Source organism: Pseudomonas sp. 1 R 17 (assembly GCF_900067035.1).
Taxonomy (GTDB): Bacteria; Pseudomonadota; Gammaproteobacteria; order Pseudomonadales; family Pseudomonadaceae; genus Aquipseudomonas; species Aquipseudomonas marginalis.
In genome coordinates this window covers 43,220-69,566 of the sequence record NZ_FKLB01000057.1, presented here as the reverse complement: position 1 = coordinate 69,566, position 26,347 = coordinate 43,220, and the positions used below count along the sequence as shown (strand labels likewise).

General features: G+C 62.8%; 22 protein-coding genes and 1 pseudogene. 8 read left to right on the top strand and 15 right to left on the bottom strand.

Annotation, left to right across the window (positions count from 1 at the left end; genetic code table 11):
• Nucleotides 1–202: 202 nt before the first annotated feature.
• Both BFP99_RS20630 and BFP99_RS20625 read right to left on the bottom strand, forming a co-directional pair.
• Entirely contained in the window at nucleotides 203–817 is a 615-nt protein-coding gene (locus BFP99_RS20630) for a TetR/AcrR family transcriptional regulator (RefSeq protein ID WP_065940319.1), read from the bottom strand.
• A 29-nt stretch (nucleotides 818–846) separates the two neighbouring features.
• The gene (locus BFP99_RS20625) at nucleotides 847–1,869 is read right to left on the bottom strand and encodes a LacI family DNA-binding transcriptional regulator (protein ID WP_065948032.1); all 1,023 of its coding nucleotides are present in this window, start codon (nucleotides 1,867–1,869) and stop codon (nucleotides 847–849) included.
• A 209-nt stretch (nucleotides 1,870–2,078) separates the two neighbouring features.
• On the opposite strand from BFP99_RS20625, the gene BFP99_RS20620 reads away from it, so the two are divergent.
• Genes BFP99_RS20620 through BFP99_RS20610 form a run of 3 tightly spaced genes read left to right on the top strand, consistent with a single transcriptional unit; the run spans nucleotide 2,079 to nucleotide 6,524 of the window.
• Entirely contained in the window at nucleotides 2,079–4,262 is a 2,184-nt protein-coding gene (locus tag BFP99_RS20620) for a TonB-dependent receptor (protein ID WP_065948031.1), read from the top strand.
• Nucleotides 4,255–5,595, top strand: coding sequence for an LLM class flavin-dependent oxidoreductase (locus tag BFP99_RS20615; protein WP_065948068.1), 1,341 nt, complete (start codon nucleotides 4,255–4,257; stop codon nucleotides 5,593–5,595). Before BFP99_RS20620 ends, BFP99_RS20615 begins: the two co-directional genes overlap by 8 nt.
• Nucleotides 5,592–6,524 (top strand): sulfonate ABC transporter substrate-binding protein, encoded by a 933-nt coding sequence (locus tag BFP99_RS20610; protein ID WP_065948030.1) that lies wholly within the window; start codon nucleotides 5,592–5,594, stop codon nucleotides 6,522–6,524. The genes BFP99_RS20615 and BFP99_RS20610 overlap by 4 nt, the downstream gene beginning before the upstream one ends.
• 111 nt (nucleotides 6,525–6,635) lie before the next feature.
• Here the strand turns inward: BFP99_RS20610 and fecE are convergent, their stop codons facing one another.
• From fecE to BFP99_RS20545, 13 genes are all read right to left on the bottom strand, one after another.
• Nucleotides 6,636–7,427 carry a Fe(3+) dicitrate ABC transporter ATP-binding protein FecE gene (gene fecE, locus BFP99_RS20605; RefSeq protein ID WP_065948029.1) on the bottom strand — a complete coding sequence of 264 codons (792 nt, stop codon included), beginning with the start codon at nucleotides 7,425–7,427 and terminating at the stop codon, nucleotides 6,636–6,638.
• A 4-nt stretch (nucleotides 7,428–7,431) separates the two neighbouring features.
• Nucleotides 7,432–8,400 carry an iron chelate uptake ABC transporter family permease subunit gene (locus BFP99_RS20600; RefSeq protein WP_065948028.1) on the bottom strand — a complete coding sequence of 323 codons (969 nt, stop codon included), beginning with the start codon at nucleotides 8,398–8,400 and terminating at the stop codon, nucleotides 7,432–7,434.
• Nucleotides 8,397–9,386: an iron-dicitrate ABC transporter permease FecC gene (gene fecC / locus BFP99_RS20595; protein WP_065948027.1), complete on the bottom strand. Its 990-nt coding sequence runs from the start codon at nucleotides 9,384–9,386 to the stop codon at nucleotides 8,397–8,399. Before fecC ends, BFP99_RS20600 begins: the two co-directional genes overlap by 4 nt.
• 2 nt (nucleotides 9,387–9,388) lie before the next feature.
• A complete protein-coding gene (locus BFP99_RS20590) occupies nucleotides 9,389–10,309 on the bottom strand; it encodes a Fe(3+) dicitrate ABC transporter substrate-binding protein (RefSeq protein WP_065948026.1) in 921 nt (306 codons plus the stop codon).
• Between the two features lie 307 nt (nucleotides 10,310–10,616).
• On the bottom strand, nucleotides 10,617–13,022 hold the full coding sequence (locus BFP99_RS20585) for a TonB-dependent receptor (RefSeq protein WP_065948025.1): 2,406 nt from the start codon (nucleotides 13,020–13,022) through the stop codon (nucleotides 10,617–10,619).
• A gap of 122 nt (nucleotides 13,023–13,144) precedes the next feature.
• Entirely contained in the window at nucleotides 13,145–14,755 is a 1,611-nt protein-coding gene (locus tag BFP99_RS20580; protein ID WP_065948024.1) for a gamma-glutamyltransferase family protein, read from the bottom strand.
• Nucleotides 14,756–14,777: 22 nt separating this feature from the next.
• Nucleotides 14,778–15,557, bottom strand: coding sequence for an amino acid ABC transporter ATP-binding protein (locus tag BFP99_RS20575; protein ID WP_053129053.1), 780 nt, complete (start codon nucleotides 15,555–15,557; stop codon nucleotides 14,778–14,780).
• 2 nt (nucleotides 15,558–15,559) lie between these two features.
• On the bottom strand, nucleotides 15,560–16,336 hold the full coding sequence (locus BFP99_RS20570; protein ID WP_027607402.1) for an amino acid ABC transporter permease: 777 nt from the start codon (nucleotides 16,334–16,336) through the stop codon (nucleotides 15,560–15,562).
• A gap of 12 nt (nucleotides 16,337–16,348) precedes the next feature.
• Nucleotides 16,349–17,155: an ABC transporter substrate-binding protein gene (locus tag BFP99_RS20565; protein WP_065948023.1), complete on the bottom strand. Its 807-nt coding sequence runs from the start codon at nucleotides 17,153–17,155 to the stop codon at nucleotides 16,349–16,351.
• A 64-nt stretch (nucleotides 17,156–17,219) separates the two neighbouring features.
• On the bottom strand, nucleotides 17,220–17,888 hold the full coding sequence (locus BFP99_RS20560; RefSeq protein ID WP_065927276.1) for a GntR family transcriptional regulator: 669 nt from the start codon (nucleotides 17,886–17,888) through the stop codon (nucleotides 17,220–17,222).
• Nucleotides 17,889–18,144: 256 nt separating this feature from the next.
• Complete coding sequence (locus tag BFP99_RS20555) at nucleotides 18,145–18,582, bottom strand: hypothetical protein (protein WP_065927275.1); 438 nt, start codon at nucleotides 18,580–18,582, stop codon at nucleotides 18,145–18,147.
• Nucleotides 18,583–18,639: 57 nt separating this feature from the next.
• A complete protein-coding gene (locus BFP99_RS20550; protein WP_065948022.1) occupies nucleotides 18,640–19,923 on the bottom strand; it encodes a HAMP domain-containing sensor histidine kinase in 1,284 nt (427 codons plus the stop codon).
• Complete coding sequence (locus tag BFP99_RS20545; protein ID WP_065927273.1) at nucleotides 19,920–20,603, bottom strand: response regulator transcription factor; 684 nt, start codon at nucleotides 20,601–20,603, stop codon at nucleotides 19,920–19,922. The genes BFP99_RS20550 and BFP99_RS20545 overlap by 4 nt, the downstream gene beginning before the upstream one ends.
• Before the next feature lie 196 nt (nucleotides 20,604–20,799).
• Between BFP99_RS20545 and bamA the strand changes: the two genes are divergently transcribed.
• The 5 genes and pseudogenes from bamA to BFP99_RS33710 form a co-directional block, all read left to right on the top strand.
• Nucleotides 20,800–23,166: an outer membrane protein assembly factor BamA gene (bamA, locus tag BFP99_RS20540; protein WP_065927272.1), complete on the top strand. Its 2,367-nt coding sequence runs from the start codon at nucleotides 20,800–20,802 to the stop codon at nucleotides 23,164–23,166.
• A 165-nt stretch (nucleotides 23,167–23,331) separates the two neighbouring features.
• Nucleotides 23,332–24,189, top strand: coding sequence for a lipopolysaccharide biosynthesis protein (locus BFP99_RS20535; RefSeq protein ID WP_256098192.1), 858 nt, complete (start codon nucleotides 23,332–23,334; stop codon nucleotides 24,187–24,189).
• Nucleotides 24,190–24,542: 353 nt separating this feature from the next.
• The gene (locus BFP99_RS20525; protein ID WP_065948021.1) at nucleotides 24,543–25,163 is read left to right on the top strand and encodes a DUF1566 domain-containing protein; all 621 of its coding nucleotides are present in this window, start codon (nucleotides 24,543–24,545) and stop codon (nucleotides 25,161–25,163) included.
• A 59-nt stretch (nucleotides 25,164–25,222) separates the two neighbouring features.
• A complete protein-coding gene (locus tag BFP99_RS20520; protein ID WP_065927269.1) occupies nucleotides 25,223–25,579 on the top strand; it encodes a four helix bundle protein in 357 nt (118 codons plus the stop codon).
• Nucleotides 25,580–25,791: 212 nt separating this feature from the next.
• A pseudogene (locus BFP99_RS33710) lies at nucleotides 25,792–26,347 on the top strand (reverse transcriptase); the annotation flags it as partial.

Sequence of the window (26,347 nt, the reverse complement as noted above, 5' to 3'; positions counted from 1 at the left end):
GCCTGGGCGAGGTGCCGAGTGGTGGGGCGAAGCGTTTTTGGTTACTTTTGGCGCTCTTCCAAAAGTGACCCGCTGTAAGAGCGGAACCCTAAGTAGCCGTTACCGCAGCAACGGATATGTACTCATTCCAACCCCAGCACATGGCCGGCCCAGAGACCGCCATCGGGGGCAAGCCCCCTCCCACATGTTGACTGTGTTCAACTCAGGTTCTGATGGCTGCCTCGACCCGCGCGATGTAGCTGTCAAACCGCGCCACCAGGTCCACCTGCTCCGGAAAGCGCAGCCACTGGATCTGCAGGCCATCCATCATGGCCAGGATTTCTTCCACCAGCCCGGCGATGTCCACATCGCTGCGCACCTCCCCCGCCGCGACCAGGTCGGCAAACTGCCCCTGCATGCGCTGGTGAATCGCCGCATAGCGCGCCTGGAACCAGGCCCAGGCCGGATGGGTGTCCAGCAGGCTTTCGGCATTCAAGATGGTAAACGCGCGCACCACGCCCGGTGCCGTGGCGTTCGAACGGTTGATCGCGCGCAGGCTGCCGAGTAAGCCATTGAGGGTTTTCTCCGCACGTACCTCATCGGCAATCCGTTGATTGACCTCATCGCGACGCTGCAACACCCCCATCAACAGCGAGATCTTGCTGGGAAAATGATGCAGCAGCCCGGCCACCGAAATACCCACGATCGCCGCCACCTGGGCCATCGAGGCGCCGCTGTAGCCTTCCAGGGAGAACACCTGCAGGGCCGCGTCCAGCAGCTCTTCGCGGCGTTTTTCACCTTTGGGGGCGCGGCGGGTCTTGGGGGCGGGTTCGGTCATGGGCAGGTCCTAGTGGGCGGTAAAAAAGCTCAGGCGCTTTCCCGTTCGATCAAGCGGCAATCCAACAGGTTCAAACGCTGTACGGCATCCGGCAACACGCCGAGGCTTTCCAGCACGCGGGTTGCCGCCAGTACGCCGATCTCCAAGGCCGGCGGTTTGATCGTACTCAGGCTGGGCAACAACATTTCGGCAAACGGGTAGTCACCGAATCCAAGCACCGCGCACTTTAACCCGGAACGCTGCCCCGCCAGCAAACCACCGGCGGCGAGGTTGTCATTGGCGAAGAAGATCGCGTCAGGTGGGGTGGCGTGGTTCATCAGGGCTTGCATCGCCTGCTTGCCGGCTTCGAAGGGCGCGCTGTCGGCGTCCGGGACGAAGACCCGGGGCTGTACACCCAGTTCGATCAGGGTTGCGGCAAACCCATCACCCCGTTCCAGCGCGCTGAAGTCGCCCGTGGCGCTGTTCTGCACGAAGGCGATTCGCCGATAGCCCTTGCCATACAGGTAGCGCGCGGCCGTGACGCCGACTGCGTAGTGGGAAAAACCGATCTGCACCGGTGCGCGTTCGGGCACGTAGTCCCAGGTTTCCACCACCGGAATATCGGCGTCGGCGATCATCTTGTCGGTGCCCGCGCTGTGGAAGCGGCTGGTCAGCACCAGCGCTGCCGGCGACCAGCCGAGGAACGCGCGCACCGCGCTTTCTTCCTGCTCGGCGCTGAAGTAACTGGACGCCAGCAACAGCTGATACCCATGGCGACTGAGGGTGTCGCTGAAGCCCTGGATCGTGTTGGCAAAGATCGGCCCCGAGATGTTCGGGATCACCATCGCCACGATCCGCCCCCGCGCCGACGCCAGCCCGCCGGCCACCAGGTTGGGCACATAACCCAGCTCGGCCACCACCTCGGCAATGCGCTCGCGACGCTCGGGCGAGACCTGCTCCGGCTGGTTGAAATAGCGCGACACGGTGATCGCCGACACCCCGGCCTGCCGGGCCACGGTGTTCAAGGTGACGCGCCCGGCGCCACGGCGCTTGCGCGGTTTGTCTTCGTTCACGGGATCATCCTGCTAACAACCAAAAAGAATATAGGGATAATTTTTAAGTCTTTGACGCTCTAAACCCGAGCTACCAATAATGCCGATGTTAGCGCTAACAAAGCGCACTGTCTGCTACTCGCTCAAGCGAATGCCCAAGGCAGTTTCCACAGGCGCTGACGGTCGTAAGAACCGCAGCGGTTCAGGGCATTTTTTCGAGCGAACACACCATGCACAGGCACACGCACTTATTCCTTCTCGCCGGTCTGACCGCCCTCCCCGTGCCCGGCGCCTTTGCTGCCGACGAGCAGGAACCCACGCTCAAAGCGGTGACGGTCACCGCCACCCGGCGTGAAGAATCCCTGCAAAAAGTCCCGGTGGCGGTCTCGGTGCTGGACGGCGAACAACTGGAGCGCGACAACCGCAACGGCGTGGCCAGCATCGCCCAGCAAGTGCCGTCGCTGAACTTCCGCACCGGCGCCTCGAACAAGGACACCTCGCTGTTCGTGCGCGGCGTGGGCACTATTTCCACCTCTCCTGGCGTGGAGCCGACGGTGGCCACGGTGATCGACGGCGTGGTCTACGCGCGCCCCGGCCAGGCCACCCTCGACCTGCTGGACCTGGAGCGCATCGAAGTGCTGCGCGGCCCGCAAGGCACCTTGTTCGGCAAGAACGCCTCGGCCGGCGTGCTCAACATCACCAGCAAGGCGCCCACCGCCGAGCCCCACGGCTATATCGACCAGGCGTACTACAGCGGCAACGAAAGCCGCACCCGTTTCGGCATCGGCGGCAGCCTGGTGCCGGATGTGCTCAAAGGCTCGATCAGCACGCTGTTCGGCAGCTACGACGGTAACGTCGATAACCCGCACAACGGCCAGGAGGTCAACGGCTACAACCACAAGGGCATCCGCGGCAAGCTGGAATTCACCCCCAACGATGAGGTGAAACTGACCCTGATCGCCGACTACATGCAGTCCCACGACGACGCGCCGAATGGCGTGGTCAGCAAGTCCCTGAGCCCGGCCTTCAGCAATGCCTTGAGCCCGGTGCGCGCCTCCAGCGACAACCGCGACATCAACACCGATACGCGCAGCCATGTCGAAGACACCAACAAAGGCTTGTCCGCTCAGTTGGACTGGAACCTCGGCGACTACACCCTGACCTCGATCACCGCCTGGCGCGGCTGGGACAACACCCAGTACCAGGACGGCGACCGCCTCGGCACAGTGACCGCCGCCTTCCCCGGCACCGCCGACAAGGGCGAGCTGGCCTTCGACCAATACTCCCAGGAACTGCGCCTGGCCTCGCCCAAGGGTGAGTTCCTGGAATACGTCGGCGGCCTGTTCTACATGCACGGCAAGGACGAGGAAACCTATCAGCGCACGCTCACGACCACCACGCGCACCGACCGTGGCATCGCCGACTACAGCACCACCAGCGACAGCTACGCGGTGTTCGGCGAGACCACGCTGAACTTCACCTCGCGCTTTCGTGGCATCGCCGGCCTGCGCTACACCCACGATGACCTGAAATACGATCACCGCCGCGTCTCCACCTCGGCCACCACGGTCAGCGGGATTCAACCGGCCACCTCCAGCTCCGGCTCGGTGGACGAAGACGGCTGGTCCGGTCGCCTCGGGGTGCAGTACGACCTCAGCGACAGCGTCACCAGCTACCTGACCTACTCGCGCGGCTACAAGGGCCCGGCCTACAACGTGTTCTTCAATATGCAACCGCGCGACACCGATGCGCTCAAGCCGGAAACCTCCAACACCTGGGAAGCCGGGATCAAGGCCACCGCCTGGAACAACCGCCTGACCACCAACCTGGCGGTATTCCACAGCGATTACGACAACTACCAGGCGAACTTTTTCGACACCGTCGCCGGCCAGGTCGTGACTCGCCTGATCAACGCCGGCAGCGTCAGCACCGAAGGCGTCGAGCTGGATTACGCCCTGCAGGCCACCCAGCAACTCAAGCTCTCCGGCGCCCTGGCCTACACCCGTGCGCGCATCGATGAGTTCGCCTGCCCGGCGGGCGCAGCAGCGACGTGCAACGTGAACGGCAAGCCACTGCCCTTCAGCCCGGACTGGAAAAGCTACGTGCGCGCCGACTACACGATCCCGCTGGATAACGGCCTGGACATCGAACTGGGCACCGACTACAGCTGGCAGAGCGAAGTGCAGTACGACATCAGTCAGAACGTCGACACCAAGCAAGGCGCCTACGGCATCTGGAACGCCAGCGTGGCCCTGGCCGACTACAGCAATGGCTGGCGCGTGGCGTTGCTGGCCAAGAACCTCGCCGACAAGTCCTATTCACCGCTGCTGGCCAGCGGCGGCAACTACATCTACCGCGCCGTACCCCGTGACGATGAGCGTTACTTCGGCGTGCAACTGCGCAAGGATTTCTAGCATGAGCCGTCAACTGAAACTCGGCGCCTTTCTCATGGCCACCGGGCACCATGTCGCCGCCTGGCGCCACCCGGACGTGCCGGCGGATGCCGGGCTGGATTTCGCCCAGTACAAACACCTGGCGCGGGTGGCCGAAGCGGCGAAGTTCGATGCGCTGTTCGTGGCCGACAGCATCGCCGCCGCCACCGGCACGATCGCCAGCCATATGGCGCGCTCGGACCATTTCGAGCCGCTCACCCTGCTCTCGGCGCTGAGTGCGGTGACCGATAACATCGGCCTGATCGCCACGGCGACCACCAGCTACAACGAGCCCTACCATGTGGCGCGCAAGTTCGCCTCGCTGGATCACCTGTCCGGCGGCCGCGCGGGCTGGAACCTGGTGACCTCGGACAACGCCGCCGAAGCGCAGAATTTTGGCCGCGACGAACACCTCGGCCATGGCGAACGCTACAGCCGCGCCAAGGAGTTTCATCAAGTGGTGACCGGGCTGTGGGACAGCTGGGAAGACGATGCCTTTGTGCGCGACAAGGCCCGCGGCAACTATTACGACCCGGCGAAGCTGCATGTGCTGGACCATGTGGGCGAACACTTCCGGGTCAAGGGCCCGCTGAATGTGGCGCGCTCGCCCCAGGGCCAGCCGGTGATCGTGCAGGCCGGCTCGTCCGAAGCCGGCCGTGAGCTGGCCGCGCAGACCGCCGAGGTGGTGTTTACCGCACAGACCTCGCTGGCCAATGCCCAGGCGTTTTATGCCGACCTCAAGGGCCGCTTGAGCCGGTACGGGCGCGGGCCGGACTCGCTGAAAATCATGCCCGGTGTGTTTGTGGTGGTCGGGGCGACCGAGGCCGAGGCCCAGGCCAAATTCGAGGCATTCCAGGATCTCGTCGAACCTGAGGTGGGCGTCGCGTTGCTGGGGCGCATGCTGGGCAATTTCGACCTGTCCGGCTACCCGCTGGACGGGCCGTTGCCGGCGCTGCCGTTGACCGACAGCGGACAACGCAGTCGTCAGCAACTGCTGAGCGACTTGGCCAACCGTGAGCAACTGACCCTCGCGCAATTGGGTCGGCGAATTGCCGGTGGCCGCGGGCATTACAGCCTGATCGGCACGCCTGCGCAGATTGCCGATGAGCTGCAGAACTGGTTCGAAAACGGCGCGGCCGATGGCTTCAATATCCTGGTGCCGCACTTGCCGGGTGGGTTGGAAGACGTCGCGCAATGGGTGGTGCCCGAGCTGCAGCGGCGCGGCCTGTTTCGCACTGAATACAGCGGTTCCACCTTGCGCGAAAACCTCGGCCTGGCGCGCCCGGCCCATCGTTTTACAGAGGCTAGAGCATGAAAATCCCCGCACTGATCCTGGCCCTGCTGGCCGTGACGCAAACCGCACTGGCCGCCGACCCCGCCACCCTGCGTATCGGCTACCAAAAGGGTTCCATCGCCCTGGTACTCGCCAAGCAACATGACCTGCTGGAAAAGCGTTTCCCGAAGACGGAGGTGAAGTGGATCGAGTTCCCCGCCGGCCCGCAGATGCTTGAAGCGCTGAACGTGGGGGCACTGGATGTGGGTTCCACCGGCGACATCCCGCCGCTGTTCGCCCAAGCCGCCGGGGCCGACCTGGTCTACATCGGCGCCGAACCGCCCAAGCCGAGCGCCGAGACGATCCTGGTGCGCAACGATAGCCCGCTGCATTCGGTGGCGGACCTCAAGGGCAAGAAAGTGGCGTTCCAGAAGGGTTCCAGCTCCCACAACCTGATCCTGCGCGCGCTGAACAACGCCGGCCTGAGCTACAAGGACATCCAACCGGTGTACCTCCCGCCGGCCGATGCGCGAGCGGCGTTCGAACAAGGCAGCGTCGATGCCTGGGCGATCTGGGAACCCTACTCGTCACTCGCCTTGAGCCAGAGCCCCAGCCATGTGCTGGCCAATGGCGAAGGCTTGGGCCTGTCTGGACCGGTGTACAGCGCGCGGCGCGAGTATGCGCGGGACAACGGGGCGTTTATCCATGACCTGCTCGACGAACTCACCGCCGCCGAAGCCCTCACCCGCAGCCAGCGCGAAGACAGCCTGAACGTACTGACCGACTTCATGGGCCTGCCCGCCGACGTGGTTGCACGCTACATGGACAACCGCCCGCCTTCGCCGATTTTGCCGATTGATGACAAGATTATTGAGGCGCAGCAGGCGACGGCGGATCTGTTTTTCCAGAATAGGTTGTTGCCCAAGGCCATCGAAGTGAAGAAGGCCGTGTGGAGTTCCAAAGCCGACTGAGATCCTAATGTGGGAGGGGGCTTGCTCCCGATGGCGGTGGGTCAGTCAATGCATGAGGTGACTGACCCACTGCTATCGGGAGCAAGCCCCCTCCCACATTTTTTGACCGAGTCAGGCTTGGGCTCGGGTGCTTTTTTCGATCAGGCACATGGGGGTGCCGGCCACCGGTTCGCTCATGATCTGCACCTGCACCTCAAACACCTGGCGCATCAATTCGGCACTGATCACCTGTGCCGGCGCGCCATCGGCCACCAGCTTGCCGGCGTGCATCACCGCCAGGTGGTCGGCGTAGCGGCAGGCCTGGTTGATGTCGTGGAGCACGGTGATCACGGTCTTGCCTTCGGCGGCGAGTTCGCCCATCAGGTCGAGCAGTTCGACTTGGTGGCTGATGTCGAGGTAGGTGGTGGGTTCGTCGAGCAGCACTACGGGGGCATTCTGTGCCAGGACCATGGCCAGCCAGGCGCGTTGACGCTGGCCGCCGGACAGGTCCGCCAGGGCGCGGTCGGCCAGGTTGTCGAGCTCCAGGCGTTGCATGGCTTGGGTCACATGGGCCCGGTCATTGCCGCTCAGGCGTCCCCACAACGAGTTGTGCGGGCTGCGGCCGTAGGCGACCAACTGGCGCACGCTGACGCCTTCGGGCACCGGCAGCACTTGGGGCAGGAATGCAATGTGCCGGGCCAGTTGGCGGGCGGACAGGCTGGCGTAGGCCTGGCCATCCAGGCTCAGCTCACCTTGCGTGGGCTTGAGGATGCGCGCAAACGCCTTGAGCAAGGTGGACTTGCCGCAGCCATTGGGGCCGATTAACGCGGTGACTTTTCCCGTCGGCGGCGTAAACGACAGCCCCTGCACGATGGGTGTGGCGCCGTAGCCGATATCCAGCGCGCGTGCTTGAAGAATACTCATGTCATCAGCCCTTGAACCGTGCCAGCAACCAAAGAAAATACGGTGCGCCAATCACCGCCGTAAGCACCCCGGCGGGGATTTCGCTGGGCGCGATCAGCGTGCGCCCGAGGGTGTCGGCCAGCACCAGTAACAGCGCGCCGATCAGCATCGCCGCCGGCAGCAGGTACTGGTGATGCCCACCGACCAGGCGCCGTGCCATATGCGGTGCGACCAGGCCGATAAAGCCGATCGGCCCGATCACGCCCACGCCCAGGCTGGTGAGCAGCACCGCGCAGGCCATCGCCAGCCAGCGTGTGCGGTTCAGTGCGGTGCCCAGGCTGTGGGCCGCCTCATCGCCGAGGGCGATCAGGTTCAGCGGTTTGGCCAGGCACAGCCCCAGCGGGATCAACACCAGGAACGGCAGCACCAGCGCTACATGGTGCCAGTTGCGGCTCCACAGGCTGCCGGTGAGCGCGAGCAAGGCGGTGTTGATGTCCAGCGGGTGGGACAGGATCAGAAACTCGGTGACGCTGGACAAGGTCACCGCAATCGCCACCCCGGACAGCGCAAAACGCACGCCGGAAAAACTCACGCCGGTGTTGTACAGCGCCAGCAACAAGGCGCCACCGGCGCCGCCCAGGCACGCCACCAGGGGCAGCCAGGCAATCGGCAAATGCGGCCAACTGATGATTGCCACCGTCAGCGCGAGCCCCGCACCTTGGGTGACACCGAGGATTTCCGGCGAGGCCAGCGGGTTGCGAATCACGCCCTGCACAATCGCCCCGGCCAGGCCGAATGCGCAGCCGGCGAGGATCGCGATCAGGCTGCGTGGCAGGCGGTGGTTCCAGACTTCAAAGTCGAGGGCGTCATGGGCCAGCAGGCGCTCCAGCACGGTTTCGGGCGTGAGCCACAGGGTGCCGGCGCTGAGGCTGACGAAGGTCGCCAGCAGCAACAAAACGAGCAGCAGCCAAAGGCGCAATCGTGGCTGGGTCATAGGGCACGCCTGGCGAGAAAGAGGAAGAATGGTGCACCAATCAGTGCCGTGACCACCCCGGCCGGGGTTTCCACCGGGAACGCCACGGCGCGGCTGAGCAGGTCGGCACCCAGCACGATCACTGCGCCCAAGGCGGCACTGAGTGGGATCAGCCAGCGGTAGTCATTACCGAGAAACTGGCGAAGGATATTCGGCGCGATCAACCCGACAAAGCCGATGGGCCCGACCGCGCAGACACTCGCCCCCACCAGCAACAGGCTGGCGACGAACACCTGCAAACGCAGGCTGGCAATGCCCACGCCCAACGAGCGCGCGGCGTCTTCGCCAAGGTTGATCAGGTTCAAGCGCGGCGCACACCACAGCGCCCACAGGCCGCCGATCAAGGTGCACGGCCAGAGCAATTGCACCTGGGCCGCACCGACGTTGGCCAGGGAACCGGCCAGCCAATTGAGCACGCTTTGCGCCTGGGCCTCGACCAGGATCACCGTGAGCCGGGTCAAGGCAGCACACAACGCGGCGACGGCCACCCCGGCCAACACCAGGCGACCTTGGGCCGTGGCCGGCGACCAGGCGCCACCGAGGCTGAACACTGTGATCCAGGCCAGTGCGCCGCCCAGGCAGGTCATCAGCAAGGCAGCGCCGGCAAACGGCGGTGCGACCAACCCGGTGGAAAACAACGCGAGCCCCAACGCCGCACCTGCCGTCACGCCGAACAGCGACGGCGATGCCAGACGGTTGCGGGTGATGCCCTGCATCAGCGCCCCGGCCAGGCCCAGGCAGGCGCCCACCAATGCCGCGCACACCGCACGCGGCACGCGCAACTGGGCGACGATATAGGCCATATTGCCGCCCACGCGGCCCTGATGCACCAGGCCATTCCAGGCGTCGGCCGCCGTGAGAGTGAACGGCGACCAGCTGTACAACGACAGCCAGAACAACACGGCACCCAGCACCACGATGCCGGCTGCGGCCAAACCACGGCCCATGCTTATTGGCTCAGTACGGCTTTGCCGCCCTTGAGGATCGCCAGGGCGTCCTCGGCGATCTGCTCCGAGGCCAACACACCACGGTTGCGCGCCCAGCTGTCACCGTCCACTTCGGCCACCTGCTGGTTGCGCACCGCGCCCAACACTTGCCACAGCGGCTGCTTGCTCCAGCTGTCGACGATGCTCGGGCGGCGGTAATGGCCGACCAGCAGCCAACCCGGATCGAGGGCGAGCAGTTGTTCGAGGCTAACGAATTCGGTCGGCGCGGCGTTGGCGCGCACCGACGGCACTTTCAGGCCGATGGCTTGCAGCACGCTGCCGGCGTAGGAGTCCGGGCCGTGCACGGAGAAGCTGTCTTCACGGGCGACACCGAACAACACGCTGGCACCGGCGGGGATCTGCTGGGCGATTTTCTTCAGGTTTTCGCGGTTTTGTGCGATGCGGGCTTCCATCTGCGGGCTTTTGCCCAAGGCCTTGCCGATCAGCTCAGCGGACTTGAGGCTGCCCTCATAATCCTCACCACGCGACGGCAGCAACAGGGTTGGCGCAATACTCGCCAAGTCGCTGTACAGCGCCTGGTGGCGGTTGAGGTCGGCCACGATCAGGTCCGGCTTGAGCCGCGCGATTTCCTCGATGCTCGGTTGCGAGCGCAGGCCCACGGATTTCCACTGGCCGATGGCCTGGCGCACACGCGGCAGCACGCGCTTGGCGTCGCCATCATCGGCGGCGCCGACGGGGGTGACGTCCACGGCGGCGAGGCTGTCGAGAAAAGAGAACTCCAGCACCACCACACGCTTGGGCGCATCGGGCAGATGCACCGCGTGCTGGCCGTCATTGAGGTCGATGGGGGCAGCGCTCAGCAGGCTGGAAGAGAACGCCAGCAGGCAGGCGGCAAGGGTGGGGATGGAGCGCAGCAATCGCATGGAGGTACCTCGGCGTTAAAACACCCCAACTGGACGGGCTGGGGAAAACGGCGGGTACTATTCCATATCGGGGCGACGTGATCAAAAAACATTCTCATTTGTGGGAGGGGGCAAGCCCTAATGCCAGTCAGTTAAGGCTTTTTGTAGGAGCGAGCTTGCTCGCGAAAAACTCACAGGCGCCGCGTTCATTCAGGAAGCACGCGTTATCGTTGACGTTTTTCGCGAGCAAGCTCGCTCCTACAGGAGGCGATGTACGCTTAACTGACTGGCATTAGGGCAAGCCCCCTCCCACATTTTTAATCCGCGTCTAAAAGTCGACCGTGGCAGACAGCAGATAGGTACGCGGGGTCGACAGGGTCAGCCCCGGCTCGCTGTCATCCGACGCGCCGGCCGAACTCCAGTAGCGCTTGTCGGCGACATTCTCCACATTCGCCCGCAGGGTGATGTGCTTGTCATCGACCTTGAAGGCGTAGCGGGCGCCGACGTCGATACGGTTCCAGGCGTCGATTTCCTTGACGTTGGACTGGTCCAGGTATTGGGAACTGGAGTGGATGCCCCGGCTGGTCAGGGTCAGGCCTTCGAGGGTCGGTACGTCCCACTCGGCACCGAGGTTGACGTTGTATTTGGGCGTGGCCGGCGCGCGGTTGCCGTCCCAGGTGCCATTGGTGGTGTCCTTCAATTTGCTGTCGATGTACATCACGCCGCCGAGCAGGCGCACGCCCTTGAGGGGTTCGCCGAACACGCTCAGCTCCGCACCGGTGTTCTGGCGCTTGCCATTGGGACCGAACAGCCGCGACGTGGCGTTGGTCTCGTAGGCCGGTTGCTTGATGCGGAACACCGCGGCGGTCACGGCGAAGGCGCCAGCGTCGTACTTGGCGCCGACTTCCACCTGGCGGCTGATAAACGGCGGGAAGATCTGGTCTTCGTTGCGCGACGTGGACGGTGCGATCTTGCCCTGGCTCAACCCTTCCATGTAGTTGGCGTACAGCGACAGTTTGTCGGTGGCTTTGAACAGCAGGCCACCCGAAGGCGAGATCTTTTCTTCGTCGTAGTTGGTCTTGCCTTTGATGCCGTCGCTCCAATCGTCCACGATCACGCGCTGCCAGCGCGCACCGAGGGTGAGCAACAGGCGGTCATCGAAGAAACCCAGGGTGTCGGACAAGGCCACGCCACTGAACGTGTTCTCGGTATAAACCTTCGCATCCTGGCGCGTGGCCACCGACGGCGTCGGGGTTTGCACGGGGTTGTAGAGATTGCTCGATGCGTTCGCATAACGCGCACCGCCGTTGGTGAAGTCCATATAGAAGTAGCTGGCGGCCAGGTTGACCTCATGGCTCACCGGCCCGGTGTGGAACCAGTTACGCACGCCGGCCGTGGCGGTGCGGACGTTTTCATCGCGGGTGAAGTCCCGAGGCTGCACGGTGAAATCACCGGCCGCATTGGTCACCGAAACAGCATGGCGCAGGAACTCATGGTTACTTTTACGCGCGCCGACACCGCCGTAGAGCATCACCGAATCGCTGAGGTCATATTCGGCATTCAGCGTACCGAAGGTGTCCTTGGTGCGGGCCTTGCTCCAGGACTGCGCATAGTTGCGGCGCACATCGTTGGCGCTGGGCACCGGCGCGGCAGCCGCGACTTGCACACGCTCCTGCGGCGCATCGGTATCGCGCTCGGTGCGGCCGATATCGGTGGAAAGGCGCAGGCGCTCGCCACGAAAATCCAGGCCCAGCACGGCCATCTCACGGTCGACGCTCTGGTGGTCCCATTCGGTATCGCCGGATTGCTTAACGCCGTTGAAGCGCAGGCCGAACTTGTTGTCCTCACCAAAGCGCCGGCCCACATCCACGGCGCCACCGGCCTGGCTGTCGGAGGCCCAGGTGCCGGTGAACGAGGTGATGTCCTTGTCGGTGGCGCGCTTGGGCACCACGTTGATCCCGCCGCCCACGCTGCCGCGCGGCGAGATGCCGTTGATCAACTGGGTGGGGCCTTTGAAGATGTCGACGCGGTCGGCCATTTCCATATCGATGGTGTAGGTCGGCAGCACGCCGTACAGGCCGTTGTACGACACATCACTGTTGAACAGGCTGAAACCGCGAATAGTGAACTGCTCATAACGCCCACCGGCCGGGTTGGTGGCGCGTACCGACGGGTCGCTGGCGATGAGGTCGCCGAGGGTGCGCGCCTGCTGGTTTTTCACCGCGTCCTGGGTGTAGGTGGTCATGCTGAACGGGGTTTCCATGAAGTCACGGGTGCCCAACAAGCCTTGCGAACCACGTCGCGCCACCTGGCCACCGGCGTAGGTGTCGCCGTCGTACAGGCCGGTGGTACCGAGAATCGACGTGGGCGCCAGCTCCAGGCTGCCGCCCTCCGGCACCGGCACCAGCATGTACGCTTGCTCGCCCATGGGCTGCAATTGCAGGCCGGAGCCTTGCAGCAAGCGGGCAAAGCCCTCTTCCACACCGTATTCGCCGGATAAGCCGCTGCTGCTGCGCCCGCTGACCAGCGCCGGGTCCACCGACAGGTTGACCCCCGACAGCCCGGCAAAACGGGTCAACGCCGCACTCAGGCTGCCGGCCGGCACCTGGTAGCTGCGGCGCGCGGCGCTGTCTTCGGCATAGCTGACGGGGACGAACAAGGGGCTGGCGCTGAGGCTCAGCATCAGGCTCAGTTTGAGCAACGGGCGCAAGCGCAAGGGTTGGACTGCGGGCATTGGAAGAAGCTCTCGATTTTGTTCACTTGCCTGGAATGACAGGCGAGGTGAAAAAAGGGGACAGGCTTCGACCAACTTTTTTCAAAATGGCAGGGCAATGGCGGCGCCATGCCCTGCTTTGGCTACCATACCGCGATATGGGAATCCGCACGCGGTTCGGTACCGCCGCACAGCACGCCGCTGACCGGGTCGCGCAGGATGATCTGCCCACGGCCGTAGTCGGTGAGGTCGCTGGCGATCTGCACCTGGTGACCACGCCGGGCCAGGGCATTGGCCAGGTCGCGGGAGGCGCCCTGCTCGATGCCGACCTTCATGTCGCCCAGCCATTGCCAGCGCGGCGCATCCAGTGCGGCCTGGGGGTTGAGGCCGAAGTCCACCAGGTTCATCACCATCTGTACGTGACCCTGGGGCTGCATGTAGCCGCCCATCACGCCGAACGGGCCAAGGGCCTGGCCGTCCTTGGTGAGGAAACCGGGGATGATGGTGTGGAAGGTCTTCTTGCCTGCTGCCAGGCAGTTGGCGTGGGCCGGGTCGAGGCTGAATTCCTGCCCACGGTTCTGCAACGCAATGCCGCTGTCGGGCAGTACCACGCCGGAGCCGAAGCCGTGGTAGTTGCTCTGGATGAACGAGACCATATTGCCTTCGGCGTCCGCCGTGGCCAGGTACACCGTGCCGCTGGCGTGCGGGTCACCGGGCTTGGGCGCCTGTGCCTGCTCGCCGATCTGGCTGCGACGGCGGGCGCTGTAGTCGTCGCTGAGCAGGTCGGCCACTGCCACGCGCATGTGCAGCGGGTCGGTGATGTAGTGCAGGCCGTCGCTGTAGGCGAGCTTCATGGCCTCGAGCTGACGGTGCCAGGTCTGTTGGCTGTCGCGGTGATCGAAGGTGAAGCCTTCGAGGATGTTCAGCGCCATCAGCGCCACCAGGCCCTGGCCGCTCGGCGGGATTTCCCAGACGTCGACACCGCGATAATTGATGTGGATCGGGTCCACCCACTGTGCGCGGTAGTCCTTGAGATCACTGGCGCGCAGGTAACCCCCGGTGGCCCGTGAGTGGGCGTCCAGGCGTGCGGCCAGGGCACCGCGATACAGGCTTTCGCAACGGCTGGCGGCCAGTTCTTCCAGGGTGCGCGCCTGGGCCGGGTTGCGGAAGATCTCGCCCGCTTGGGGTGCGCGCCCATCGATGAGGAACGTGTCGAACCAGGCTTGCAGCACTTCATCGCGGTGCGGGCTGAATTCGTTCAAGGAGATCTGCCATTGGTGGGCAACCACCGGTGACAGCGGGAAACCCTCGCGGGCCAGGCGGATGGCCGGTTGCAGCAGCTCGTCAAACGCCAGCTTGCCGAAGCGTTGCGACAGCTCCGCCCAGGCCGATGGGCAGCCGGGCACGGTCACCGGGGTCCAGCCGTACAGCGGCATCCGATCGTGCCCGGCAGCCTTGACCGCCTCGACACTCAAGGCGCCCGGCGCGTGGCCATTGCCGTTCAGGCCGTGCAACTGGCCCTTGCACCACACCAGGGCAAACGCATCGCCGCCCAGGCCGCAGCCGGTGGGCTCCACCACCGTGAGCGCGGCCGCCGTGGCGATGGCCGCGTCGATGGCGTTGCCGCCCTTTTGCATGATCTCGATACCAGCCTGGGCGGCCAGGGGTTGGGACGCAGCGACCATGCCACGACGGGCAAATACGCTCTGGCGCTGCGACGGATAGGGGTACTCGTGGGCAGAAAATTTCAACATGGCAAAGGCTCTTCAAAAAAAGTCATAACACACGGCTGAGAAACGCCCGGGTACGGGGATGGCTGGGGTGGCTGAAGATCTGTTCCGGCGGCCCTTGTTCGATGAGTTCGCCCTGATCGAGTACCACCACGCGGTCTGCCACTTCCCGGGCAAAGCCCATTTCATGGGTGACCACCACCATGGTCATGCCCTCCTCGGCCAGCTCTTTCATCACCTGCAGCACTTCGCCGACGGTTTCCGGGTCGAGGGCGCTGGTGGGTTCGTCGAACAGCATGGCCTGGGGTTTCATCGCCAGGGCGCGGGCGATGGCGACCCGTTGCTGCTGGCCGCCGGAGAGCATCGACGGGTAATGGCTGGCCTTGTCCGCCAGGCCGACCCGCGCCAGCAGGCCACGGGCCTGTTCCAGCGCTTCGGCACGTGGTGTGCCGAGGACCTGGATCGGCGCTTCAATGATGTTTTCCAGCGCCGTCATATGGGGGAACAGGTTGAAGCGCTGGAACACCATGCCAATGTCGCGGCGCTGGCGGGCGATGTTGCGCTCCGAATCGCGCACCAGGCTGCCGTCGCTGCGCTCGCGATAGCCCATGGCGCGGCCGTTGACGCGGATGCGCCCGCCCTGGATGTCTTCCAGCAGGTTGATGCAGCGGATAAAGGTGGTCTTGCCCGAGCCCGAGGCGCCGATCAGCACCACCACTTCGCCGCGCCGTACTTGCAGCGAGATACCCTTGAGGATCTGCAACTCGCCGAACGACTTCTGAATATCCAGTGCCTCAATGATCAGCTCTTCACTTTGGTGCGCCATGGTTATCGTCCCCTCAGCAGTTTCAGGGTGCTGCGCCCGAACATGCGGCTGGCTGCCGGTGGTGGCGCGGAAGGCCGGTCGGACTGGCTGAAACGGGCTTCGAGCCAGCGCTGGAAAAAGCCCCAGAGGGTGGTCAGCGTCAGGAAATACAGGGCGACCACTAGGTACAGCTCAAACACGCGGAAGGTCGCCGAGGTGATCATCTGGGTGCTGAGCAGCAGCTCCTGCACACCGATCACGCTGACCAGGGTGGTGTTCTTGAGCATCACGTTGAACTCATTGCCCAGCGGCGGCACGATCACCCGGAACGCCTGGGGCAGCACGATGCGCCGCATCAACTTGGCGAAGCCCATGCCCAGGGAGCGCCCGGCTTCATATTGGCCCTTGTCCACCGCGCCGATGCCGGCACGGATGATCTCGGCCATATAGGCACCTTCGTTGAGGCCCAGGGCAATGATCGCCGCCTGGATATTGCCGGGGACGATCAGGCCGAACAGTTCAATATCTTCGAAGCGGAAAATCCCGCCCGCCGCCAGTGCCGTGTACAGAAACACGATCTGTACCAGCAGCGGCGTGCCGCGCATCAGCCACACGTAAAAACGCACCGGCAGATGCAACAGCGGGTTCTTCGACAAGCGCAACAACGCCGCCGCCAGCCCCAGCGCGCAGCCCAACAGCATCGCCAGCACACTGATCAGGCACGTCAGCCACAGCCCCGTGAGGTAGACCCCGCTGGGCTGCAGCAGGTACTGCCAGAACACATCCCAATTGAAATTCATCGCAGGTACGCCTCAGTCGAGTGTGTCGCTGCTGACATGCCATTTGTCCAGCAACTGCACATAGCTGCCATCGCTGCGCATATCGCTGATCACCTGTTGCACGGCGGCGGTCAGTTGCGGGTCGTCCTTGCGTATGCCCAGGCCGGTGAGGATGCGGCTGAACGCCGGCACGCCTTCCTGGAACAGGTCCGGGGCCATTGCTGCGTAGTAACCGGCGGTTTCCACGGTGGTGCCGTAGGCGTCGACCTGGCTGATACGCAGGGCCTGGAAGGCATCGGTGTCGGTGTTGTAGACCACCAGTTTCATCGGGGGCTTGCCGGCCTTGGCCAGGCTTTCATTGTGGGCATCGAGCAGGGTCTTGATGGTGGAGCCGTTGAGCACCGCGACCTTGTGCGCGGACAGGTCATCCAGCGCCTTGATGCCCTTGGGGTTGCCCTTGGGCACCACCACCGACTGGCTGGAATACATGTAGTTGACGATGTCGATCACCTGGCGCCGCTCGGGTTTGTCGAACAACTGGTCGACGATCATGTCGCACTGCTGGGCGAGCAACGCCGGCACCAGCCCAGAGAACGGAATCACCCGCCATTGCACTTGCTTGCCGCCCAGGCGCTTGGCGATTTCCAGGCCCAGGTCAACGGTGAGCCCGCGGGGTTTCTGGGCTTCGTCGAAGGACACCAGGGGCGGGGAATCCATCCCCGAGCAATAGACAAGTTTGTCGACTTTTTGCAGACGATCCGGCACTTGAGGCGCAGCAAAGGCCCCTTGTGCGCAGAGACCGAAGGAGACAGCCACCAGCAAGGCGCGGCATTTATGCATGACCAGACACTCCAGTTCGTTGAATAACGGGGCAGGACTAAAGTCAAAACACAGCGGGTGTTTCTTATTGTTCGGTTTGCAGGAACTGGATCAGTGCCGGCACGGTGCCTTCGATGTGTTCGCGCACCACGGCTTCGGCGCGGGCGGCATCGCCGGCGCGGATCGCATCAAGGATCACTGCGTGTTCCTGGCGGGCGCTGAGGGGTTTTTCGCCGTGCTGCAGCCACAAGCGCATAGGTGCCTCGACCAGCGAGTACAGCGCCGAAATCTGCTTCATCAGGCGCGGGCGGCCGCTGAGGCTGCACAGGTATTCATGGAACGCGCGGTGCCGACTGACCCACGCGGCGCCTTCGTCACGGTAGTCGTCCATCTCATCGAGCATGCGCTCCAGGGCCGCCAGTTGACGCTCGCCGATCCGCCCGACGGCAACGCGTACCGCCAGGCCTTCAAGGGCGCTGCGCATCTCAAACACTTCGTGCAGTTCATCAATATCCAAACCGCTGACGACTGCGCCACGGTTGGGCCGCAGGGTCACCAGGCCCTGGGCGTCCAGGCGGCGAAAGGCCTCGCGCACCGGCATGCGGCTCATGCCGATCTCGCTGGCGATGTCTTCGGCGATCAGCCGGTCACCCTTGCGGTAGCGGCCGCCGCAAATGGCATCGAGCAGAAAGTTGTAGGCCTCCTCCTCGGCGGTGAGGGGCTGGCGGTCAACGTAAGCGGGAGCGAATTGCATCGGCAGCACCTTTTGAATTTTTGTATCCAATTATCCACGAATACAAAAAAGCAGGATGCGTGCCAACGGCTTGGGACAGGAGCCAAGTGATTGATTCAGATCGGATAGAAGGGAAAAAGCTGGGGCTGGCGTTGAAAAGTCGCGTGGGAATTTGCTACCCAATGGCGCAGAAGACGCCCCATTGGTGGGCGGAAGTAACAAGCGGACCGTGGGCGAGATGCTTTTTGCTTGAGGCGAATCCAGCCCACCGCTGGCGTTATGGCTCGACCGAATAGATGACGGTTTGCGCGCTGTTTTCGCCGACCGCCCGGCGGGTGAAATAGGTGTCGCCTTCGTCGGTGAGGATCTCGTAGTCGGCCTTGCGGGCCGGACTGGCGTGCTTGATGATTTTCAGCACGCGCTGGAACTTCACGCTTTGCGTGCCGTTCTGGTTGGGTCCGGTGAGCACATTGACGCTTTGAAACCAGCCGGCGTGCCGCTGGTTGCTCACCAGCGCGTGGCTCATCGCCTCGAAACGTTCCAACCGCGTGAAGCCCCATAGGGTCTGTTCTTCGACGGTGGCGCCCGGCGTAGCGGCGCCGGTAAACACAAACAGATTGATCGCCGGGCTGTCTTCGCAAAAAAAGTCGTAAGGGACCAGGCCGTCGACCATTTTCCTGCCGGGCACAAAGCCCTTTTTATGCACCTGAAACATCGCCACCTCCACTCAATCAAGGGTGACAAGTCTAATCAGGCGCGACGTACAGGGCGGTCAAGCCAGTGTAATGTCGTGTAAAGATCGCGCGCTGTGCAGGGTGATCTCCACTGCCAGCCCACCGCCTGGCTCGTTGCGCGCGAGGATGTGGCCGCCGTGCATCTGGACGGCCCTCGCAGCAATGGCCAGCCCCAGGCCAAACCCCACGCTGGCATCGCCCACCCCACGCTCGAACGGCTGGAAAATGCTGTGCAGCCGGTCATCGTCGACGCCCGGCCCTTGGTCGGTGATCTGTACCGTGAGGCGGTTCGCATCGTGGTTGACCTGCGCCGACACGCACACGGTGGTGTCCGGCCGGGTGTAGCGCACGGCATTGCGAATCACGTTCTCGAAGCAGCGGTACAACAACTCACCGCTGACGCAGGCGATAAACGGCGGGCACACCTGCAGGTGCACGCGACAGCCTTTGATGCCGGCCTCAAACTGCGCATCTTCAACGATCATCGCCAGCAATTCGACAATATCCACGGGCTCGCGCTCGATACTTTCCGGACGGCCTTGCAGGCGCGCCAGGGTCAGCAACGCCTCGATCAGGGTGTCCATGCGCTCGGATTCGCGCTCGATGCGTTCGAGCATTTCCAGGCGGGCGGCGTCCTGGCGCAACAGGCCGATGGCCGCCTGCATGCGCGTCAGCGGGGAGCGCAGTTCATGGGAGATGTCGTGCAGCAGCTGTTGCTGGGCCTCCACCAGCACCTTCAACTGGTTGGCCATGCGGTCGCAGTCTTCCGCCAGGTCGACGATCTCGTCGCGACGCTTGCCCATGGCCGGCTTGACCCGGGTTTCGAAGCGTCCCTGGGCCGCGTCGCTCATGGCGCGCTTCAGGTACGCCAGGGGCCAGGCCAGGTAATAGGCCATGTAGCCGCTGAACAGCGCACTCATCAACGTGCCGATGATCAGCGGAATCTGGTGCCAGGGCCGGCCCGGCGGGTTACCGGGCGCGTGGGTCGACCTGATCGACAGCGTCAGGCCTTCCTTGCTGACGACCGCTCGCTCATAGACCGGCTGCGTCACGGGCCCACCTACCAGCAATTGACCGGCACTGTTGTAGACGCCGATGGCCTCATCCGCCGGGCGCTCCCACACCGCCAGGAGCTGGCCGCCCGCCTCGACACCGAACGTTTGCAGCAGCTTGTCTTCGGCCGCCAGCATGGCTTCCACATGCGGGTCATTCGGCTGGAAACGGCCCAGTTCAAGCACGCCGACGCCCACCAGGAAGGTCAAGGTGGTCGCCAACCAGAAGGCCAGGAACAGTTTCCAGAACAGCAGGCTGGGCTTGGTCATTCGGCAATCAACAAATAGCCGAGGCCGCGCACGCTCTGGATCCAGGCCTTGGCGTCCGGGCGCGGCCCGAGTTTTTGCCGGATGCTGCTGATATGCACGTCGATGCGCCGGTCGTAGCGGGTCAGCGGGCAACCGAGGGCATTGAGTGACAGATCCTTTTTACTCACTACCTGGCCGGCACTGCGGGCCAGCTCTTCCAGCAGGCTGAACTCGGTGCTGGTCACGCCCAGCTCGAGGCCGTTCCACAGGGCCTGGCGCCTGCCGGGCCACAACACCAGCGCGCCGGTCGTGATCACTTCGGTGGTCGGCTGGCCCACCGGCTGCACCCTGCGCATGATGGCGCGCAGGCGCGCGACCAGTTCGCCGGGGGAGCTGGGCTTGGGCACGTAATCATCGGCGCCGAGTTCCAGGCCGGTGATGCGGTCGATGTTGTCGCCACGGGCGGTGAGCAGCACTACGGGTACCTGGCTGACGACGCGGATGCGCCGGAGTACCTCGATGCCCGAGCGCTGGGGCAGCATGACGTCCAGCACCACAATGCTGTAGCGCCCCGACAGCGCCTCCTCCTCGCCCTCCTCCCCCGTGTGCACGGCCGTGGCCTCAAAGCCTTCGCGCGCGAGGTATTGGCTCAGCATGTCAGTCAGTTCCTGGTCGTCGTCGACCAACAGTACGCGGATCATCTCGGGCTCGTCAGTGGGGGGTTGCGCATTATCGACCCGGCATTGGCATCCCAGACCAAACTTTACCTAACTTGACATTCGGTTAACCGCACCAAACGCCCCTCGCTCTTATGCTGGATGTTCACCAGTCCGGCCGCGCGGCGAGTTGTCCATGCGTGCCGGCGCTGCTTGTCGATGTGTTCTGGAAAAGATCTTGATGAATTTTTCGCGCCTGCTCTGCTCGGTTGCGCTGCTGCTCAATACCTCACTGGCACTCGCCCAAGGCTTCAAAATCTCGGATATTCGAATCAACGGCCTGCAACGGGTCTCTGCGGGCAGCGTGTTCGGGGCATTACCCCTGAACGTCGGCGACGAAGCGGATGACCGGCGCCTGGTGGACTCGACCCGCGCGCTGTTCAAGACCGGTTACTTCCAGGACATCCAACTGAGCCGCGAAGGCGATGTGTTGATCATCAATGTAGTCGAGCGTCCTTCGGTTGCCAGTATCGAATTCGAGGGCAACAAGGCGATTGCCACCGATGACCTGATGAAAGGCATGAAGCAATCGGGCCTTGCCGAGGGCGAGATTTTCCAGCGCGCCACCCTGGAAGGGATACGCAACGAGTTGCAGCGCCAGTACGTTGCCCAGGGCCGGTACTCGGCGTCGGTCGACGCGCAGGTGGTGGCTCAGCCGCGTAACCGCGTGGGCTTGAAAATCAAGATCGACGAAGGTGAAGTGGCGTCGATCCAGCACATCAACGTGGTGGGCAACACGGTGTTCGCCGACGACGCCCTGATCGACCAGTTCACCCTCAAGACCAGCAACTGGCTGTCGTTTTTCAAGAACGACGACAAATACGCACGGGAGAAGCTGTCGGGCGACCTTGAACGCTTGCGCTCCTATTACCTGGACCGTGGCTATATCAACATGGATATCACCTCGACCCAGGTCTCGATGACCCCGGACAAAAAGCACGTCTACATCACCGTGAACATCCACGAAGGCCAGAAATACACGGTACGCGAGGTGAAGCTCAGTGGTGAGCTGAAAGTCCCGCAGGACCAGGTCCAGTCCTTGCTGCTGGTGCAGAAGGGCCAGGTGTTCTCACGCAAACTGATGACCACCACCTCGGAGCTGATTACCCGTCGCCTGGGCAACGAAGGCTACACGTTCGCCAACGTCAACGGCGTGCCGCAGGCCCACGATGAAGACCACACGGTTGATGTCACGTTCTCCGTCGACCCAGGTAAGCGGGCCTACGTCAACCGTATCAACTTCCGTGGCAATACCAAGACCGACGACAAGGTGCTGCGGCGGGAAATGCGCCAGATGGAAGGTGGCTGGGCGTCGACGTACCTGATCGACCAGTCCAAGGTGCGCCTGGAGCGCCTGGGGTTCTTCAAAGAGGTGAACGTCGAGACGCCTGCGGTGGCCGGCCTCGACGACCAACTGGATGTGAACTACGCCGTGGAAGAACAAGCGTCCGGTTCGATTACCGCCAGCGTCGGCTTTGCCCAGAGTTCGGGGCTGATCCTCGGCGGCTCGATCACCCAGAACAACTTCCTCGGCACCGGCAACTACGCCAGCCTGGGGCTGACCCGCTCGTCCTACCAGAGCAAGTACAACATCGGTTTCACCGATCCCTACTTCACCACCGACGGGGTGAGCCTGGGTTACAACGCGTTCTACAGCAAGACCGACTACAACAAGTACTACGATGACGGGGTGTCCTATTACGCCATCAATAGTTTTGGCCTGGGCGCCACCCTCGGTTACCCGATCAATGAAACCTCGCGTTTGAGCTTTGGCCTGACGGCGCAACACGACAGTATCGAACCGGGCACCTACAGCGCCGACGAGATCTACGACTTTATCGAGCGCGAAGGCAAGGAATTCACCAACTTCAAGGCCAACCTTGGCTGGTCGGAATCGACCTTGAACAAAGGCGTGCTGGCGACTCGCGGGCATTCGCAAAACCTCAACCTGATGGTGACGGTGCCCGGCAGCGACCTGAGTTTCTACAAAATCGACTACACGGGGCAGACGTTCCTGCCTGTCAGCAACAACACATCACTGCGCTTTCACACCAAGCTCGGCTACGGCAGCGGCTACGGCTCCACGGACGGGCTGCCCTTCTATGAAACCTACACCGCCGGCGGCGAAGGCACGGTGCGCGGCTTTGAAAGCGGCACCCTCGGCCCGCGCAACACCCCGGCAACCGGTGCCTACGCCAGTGCCGGGCAGGCGTACTACTCGGACCGGGACACCGAATCGCTGGGCGGCAATATCCTGATAACAGGCGGCGCGGAGTACTTATTCCCTGTGCCGTTCATCAAAGACAACAAATCCGTGCGAACCTCGTTGTTCTGGGACGTGGGCACGGTGTATTCGGACAAGTGCTACCTCAGTACCACCCAAGGCTGCGGCAGCGTGGACCTGGGCCAGATGGCCAGTTCGGTGGGGGTTGGGGTGACGTGGTACAGCCCGCTGGGGCCGCTGAGTGTGAATTTGGCATACCCGATTCGCACGCCGGAGAACGCGGACAAGCAGGTGTTTCAGTTCTCCATGGGGCAGACGTTTTAAAGGTTGCGGCGTGTTGATGCGTTTCCCCCTTCTGGGAAAGGCCCTACACAAATACCGGACGTCTGGCGAAGCCGCGTTTATATATTGTTTTTTATAAAGGAACTCTGCTATCGAGCCTTGGTCGGCTGATGTGTGGATTTTCCTTTCACTACGCGGATAGATCGGATGAAACAGATGCCCTTCGTCGAGGCCAAGCCTGTTGCCGACAAAAAGCTGGCTTTGTTTGCACCCGTGTCAGCGCCATGGCGTTCAAGCGCAAGCCCGCTGCACCTGCACGATTTTGCTGCCTGTCGGAATGTCGAATCAGGCGCGGTTTTTATTATCGCTTCCGGCCTGTCAGCCAAATCATTCCCCCTCGAAAAGTTTGCGCACGTGCCCATGATCACCATGAATGGCGCCATTTCGATGTTTATGAACACCGATATCAAGCCGAGTTTTTACGCTTGCACGGACAGAAGCTTTTCCAAACAGCAGCCGGATTTATTCAATTACGCCATGGCTGTCAGCCAAAGGGTCGCGCTATGGGAAGACCACGCGCAATCCTCCCATGCTCGTCCAACCGGGCAGCTCTACCCGCTGTCCAAGGCTCCAAAACCGTCGTGGATCGATGTGGCGCTCGGAAGATCAAAAGAGCTGGTTACTGATCACTCCTTGATCGCCTTTCGGAAACGGTCCATCGGGTTCAGCAAGGACATGAGCCAGGGCTTTTTTGACGCCCGAACCGTGGCCTACCTGGCCATCCAGCTGGCATTCCACGTCGGGTTCTCCAAGGTTTTCCTGGTGGGCGTCGACCTGGACGAAAAGTCGGGGAGGTTTTACGAAACGAAAAACTCCACAAACTCCCCCTGCGGGCTCGACCAACACTATTACACCCGCATACTGCCGTCGTTCGAGTTGATGTCCAAAAAGGTCATGGGGGATGACTTCATGGTTTACAACTTATCCAATATTTCGAAGATCCCGGACAGCGTCATTGCGCGTGTAACCGTTGCGGAAGTGGAAGCGATGCTCCAAAGGTCATGAAGCAAGAAGGGTTGACGCGAGCCCTTAGCGACTGCTGCCCTTTCACATACCTTTCACAGTCGAGCGTCTAGGGTTAACCCAGCTCCTGATGAACATCCCTTTAAGCCCGCACTCCCCATCGCGGGCTTTTCTTTGCCTGGGATTTAACCGTGTGAAACCAGGTCAGTGCCGGGCTTCTTGCATCTGCCTGCCGCTGCAACCTGGCCCCTATCAGGGCTTCTACGCCAAGGACAGCGAGCTCCGTGTCCGCCCCGTCCGCAGATTCTTTATTTAATCCTTCATCCATTCGTTCTTGATCCGGCACACCAAGGCGCACAGCGCCTTTTTTGTTGCCTTCGAAAAGAGGAAGCATCATGTCCGCAGTTGAGAAAGCAGCACCAGCAGTCACCACCCCGGCTATCGGCCAGGCCTACGGCGGCGGCTTCGTCACCGGCATCATCCGCGACCCGATGACCGGCAAGCGCTCTCTGCACATCACCGCCGGCGCGGCGCATGAGCTGGTCGGCAAGTGGGGCGAGTACGGCGAGAAGATCGAAGGCGCCGACAGTTTTACCGAAAGCCTGGCGAACACCCAGGCCATGGCGGCGGCAGGCAGTGAGCTGGCAGCGAACGTGCTGGCGCTGACTATCGGCGGACATGCCGACTGGGCTATCCCGGCGCGCGATGTCCAGGAGCTGCAATACCGCCACTTCAAGCCGACCACCGAAGAGAACTGGGAGAACTCGCGCAATGGTGACAACCCGCACAGCGAACCGGTAGGCCAGATGTATAACGCCGAAGACCCGCTGCAAACCGTACACACCGCCTTCCAAGAAGGTGGCGCTGAAGCCTTCCGTGATACCTGGTACTGGAGCAGCTCGCAGCGCTCAGCCAACAACGCATTCTACATGTACTTCGGTGATGGCAATCAGAGCTACGTCGTCAAGTACTTCGAGCTCCGTGTCCGCCCCGTCCGCAGTGAATTTATCGATTAATTCGCTTATTTAATCCGGCCGCGTGCGGCCGGTTGCTTTGCTTATGGAGCTGTACCGCAATGGGAATGCACACCGATCTGTCGATCTACCGGTCGGCCATGGGCCTCTTACACATGGCAACCATCCTGACTCGCAATATCCCGCGAGACCTCAAGCAATCGCTGGGAAAGCGAGTGATCGACGAATGCATTGAGGTCGTGATGCTGATCGCCCGTGCAAACGCAACCCAGGACAAACGCCCGCACCTGACCCTGTTGGTCGAGAGGGTTCAAGTGGTCGAATTCCTGATGCGCCTATTCAAGGACAGCCGATTTATCAGTGTCGAACAGCATGCCAAGGCGATCGAGGTAACAGCCTCCGTCGGCAAGCAGGCCAACGCCTGGAAACGCTCTACCCCAACCGCGCCCGCTACCTGAAGGTTACGGCTTTCTGGTCTGTGCGAATTGAATCTGGTCGTGCCGCTGACCTGATAGGTCACCGCCATGCGCATCAGAGATACCGACGGTCTAAAGCGTCCGCGCAGGTCTCGCGCAGTTTCCTTGCTGATCGGCTTTGCCTTCGGCTCGGTGACGCAGATAGCACGATAGGTCGCAGCGCTCAGCCAACAACGCATTCAACATGAACTTCGATGATGGCAATCAGAACAACAACGACAAGAACAACGAGCTCCGTGTCCGCCCCGTCCGCAGATTCGACTTTGGGTCCCTACCCGTTTCAGGATCTGGTTCAGGCCTATTACGACTGCCGACGCACCAAGCGCAACAGCGACAGCGCGCTGGCCTTCGAGATCGACCTGGAGCGCAACCTGATCCAGCTGCACAACGACCTGGTCACCGGCAACTACCGGCCAGGCCGATCTATATGCTTCGTGGTTACCCGACCGAAAGCCCGCGAGGTGTGGGCGGCAGCCTTTCGGGACCGCGTCGTCCACCACCTGCTGTACAACCATGTGGCACCGCGCTTCTACGCCAGCTTCATAGCGGACAGTTGCGCATGCATTCCAGGGCGCGGCACGCTGTACGCCGCCACCCGGCTTGAGTCGAAGATACGGAGCGCCAGCGAGAATTGGTCAAAGCCACTTTTCTACCTCAAGTGCGACCTGGCCAACTTCTTCGTCGCCATCGACAAGGCGGTGCTGCGCAAGCAATTGGAGGCCAGGATCACCGAGCCCTGGTGGTTGGCCC

Excerpts from the sequence above, each read along its gene's own strand:
- BFP99_RS20630 (WP_065940319.1), bottom strand. The coding sequence starts at position 817 with ATGACCGAACCCGCCCCCAAGACCCGCCGCGCCCCCAAAGGTGAAAAA.
- BFP99_RS20620 (WP_065948031.1), top strand. The coding sequence starts at position 2,079 with ATGCACAGGCACACGCACTTATTCCTTCTCGCCGGTCTGACCGCCCTC.
- BFP99_RS20610 (WP_065948030.1), top strand. The coding sequence starts at position 5,592 with ATGAAAATCCCCGCACTGATCCTGGCCCTGCTGGCCGTGACGCAAACC.
- fecE (WP_065948029.1), bottom strand. The coding sequence starts at position 7,427 with ATGAGTATTCTTCAAGCACGCGCGCTGGATATCGGCTACGGCGCCACA.
- BFP99_RS20600 (WP_065948028.1), bottom strand. The coding sequence starts at position 8,400 with ATGACCCAGCCACGATTGCGCCTTTGGCTGCTGCTCGTTTTGTTGCTG.
- fecC (WP_065948027.1), bottom strand. The coding sequence starts at position 9,386 with ATGGGCCGTGGTTTGGCCGCAGCCGGCATCGTGGTGCTGGGTGCCGTG.
- BFP99_RS20590 (WP_065948026.1), bottom strand. The coding sequence starts at position 10,309 with ATGCGATTGCTGCGCTCCATCCCCACCCTTGCCGCCTGCCTGCTGGCG.
- BFP99_RS20585 (WP_065948025.1), bottom strand. The coding sequence starts at position 13,022 with ATGCCCGCAGTCCAACCCTTGCGCTTGCGCCCGTTGCTCAAACTGAGC.
- BFP99_RS20580 (WP_065948024.1), bottom strand. The coding sequence starts at position 14,755 with ATGTTGAAATTTTCTGCCCACGAGTACCCCTATCCGTCGCAGCGCCAG.
- BFP99_RS20575 (WP_053129053.1), bottom strand. The coding sequence starts at position 15,557 with ATGGCGCACCAAAGTGAAGAGCTGATCATTGAGGCACTGGATATTCAG.
- BFP99_RS20570 (WP_027607402.1), bottom strand. The coding sequence starts at position 16,336 with ATGAATTTCAATTGGGATGTGTTCTGGCAGTACCTGCTGCAGCCCAGC.
- BFP99_RS20565 (WP_065948023.1), bottom strand. The coding sequence starts at position 17,155 with ATGCATAAATGCCGCGCCTTGCTGGTGGCTGTCTCCTTCGGTCTCTGC.
- BFP99_RS20560 (WP_065927276.1), bottom strand. The coding sequence starts at position 17,888 with ATGCAATTCGCTCCCGCTTACGTTGACCGCCAGCCCCTCACCGCCGAG.
- BFP99_RS20555 (WP_065927275.1), bottom strand. The coding sequence starts at position 18,582 with ATGTTTCAGGTGCATAAAAAGGGCTTTGTGCCCGGCAGGAAAATGGTC.
- BFP99_RS20550 (WP_065948022.1), bottom strand. The coding sequence starts at position 19,923 with ATGACCAAGCCCAGCCTGCTGTTCTGGAAACTGTTCCTGGCCTTCTGG.
- BFP99_RS20545 (WP_065927273.1), bottom strand. The coding sequence starts at position 20,603 with ATGATCCGCGTACTGTTGGTCGACGACGACCAGGAACTGACTGACATG.
- bamA (WP_065927272.1), top strand. The coding sequence starts at position 20,800 with ATGAATTTTTCGCGCCTGCTCTGCTCGGTTGCGCTGCTGCTCAATACC.
- BFP99_RS20535 (WP_256098192.1), top strand. The coding sequence starts at position 23,332 with ATGAAACAGATGCCCTTCGTCGAGGCCAAGCCTGTTGCCGACAAAAAG.
- BFP99_RS20525 (WP_065948021.1), top strand. The coding sequence starts at position 24,543 with ATGTCCGCAGTTGAGAAAGCAGCACCAGCAGTCACCACCCCGGCTATC.
- BFP99_RS20520 (WP_065927269.1), top strand. The coding sequence starts at position 25,223 with ATGGGAATGCACACCGATCTGTCGATCTACCGGTCGGCCATGGGCCTC.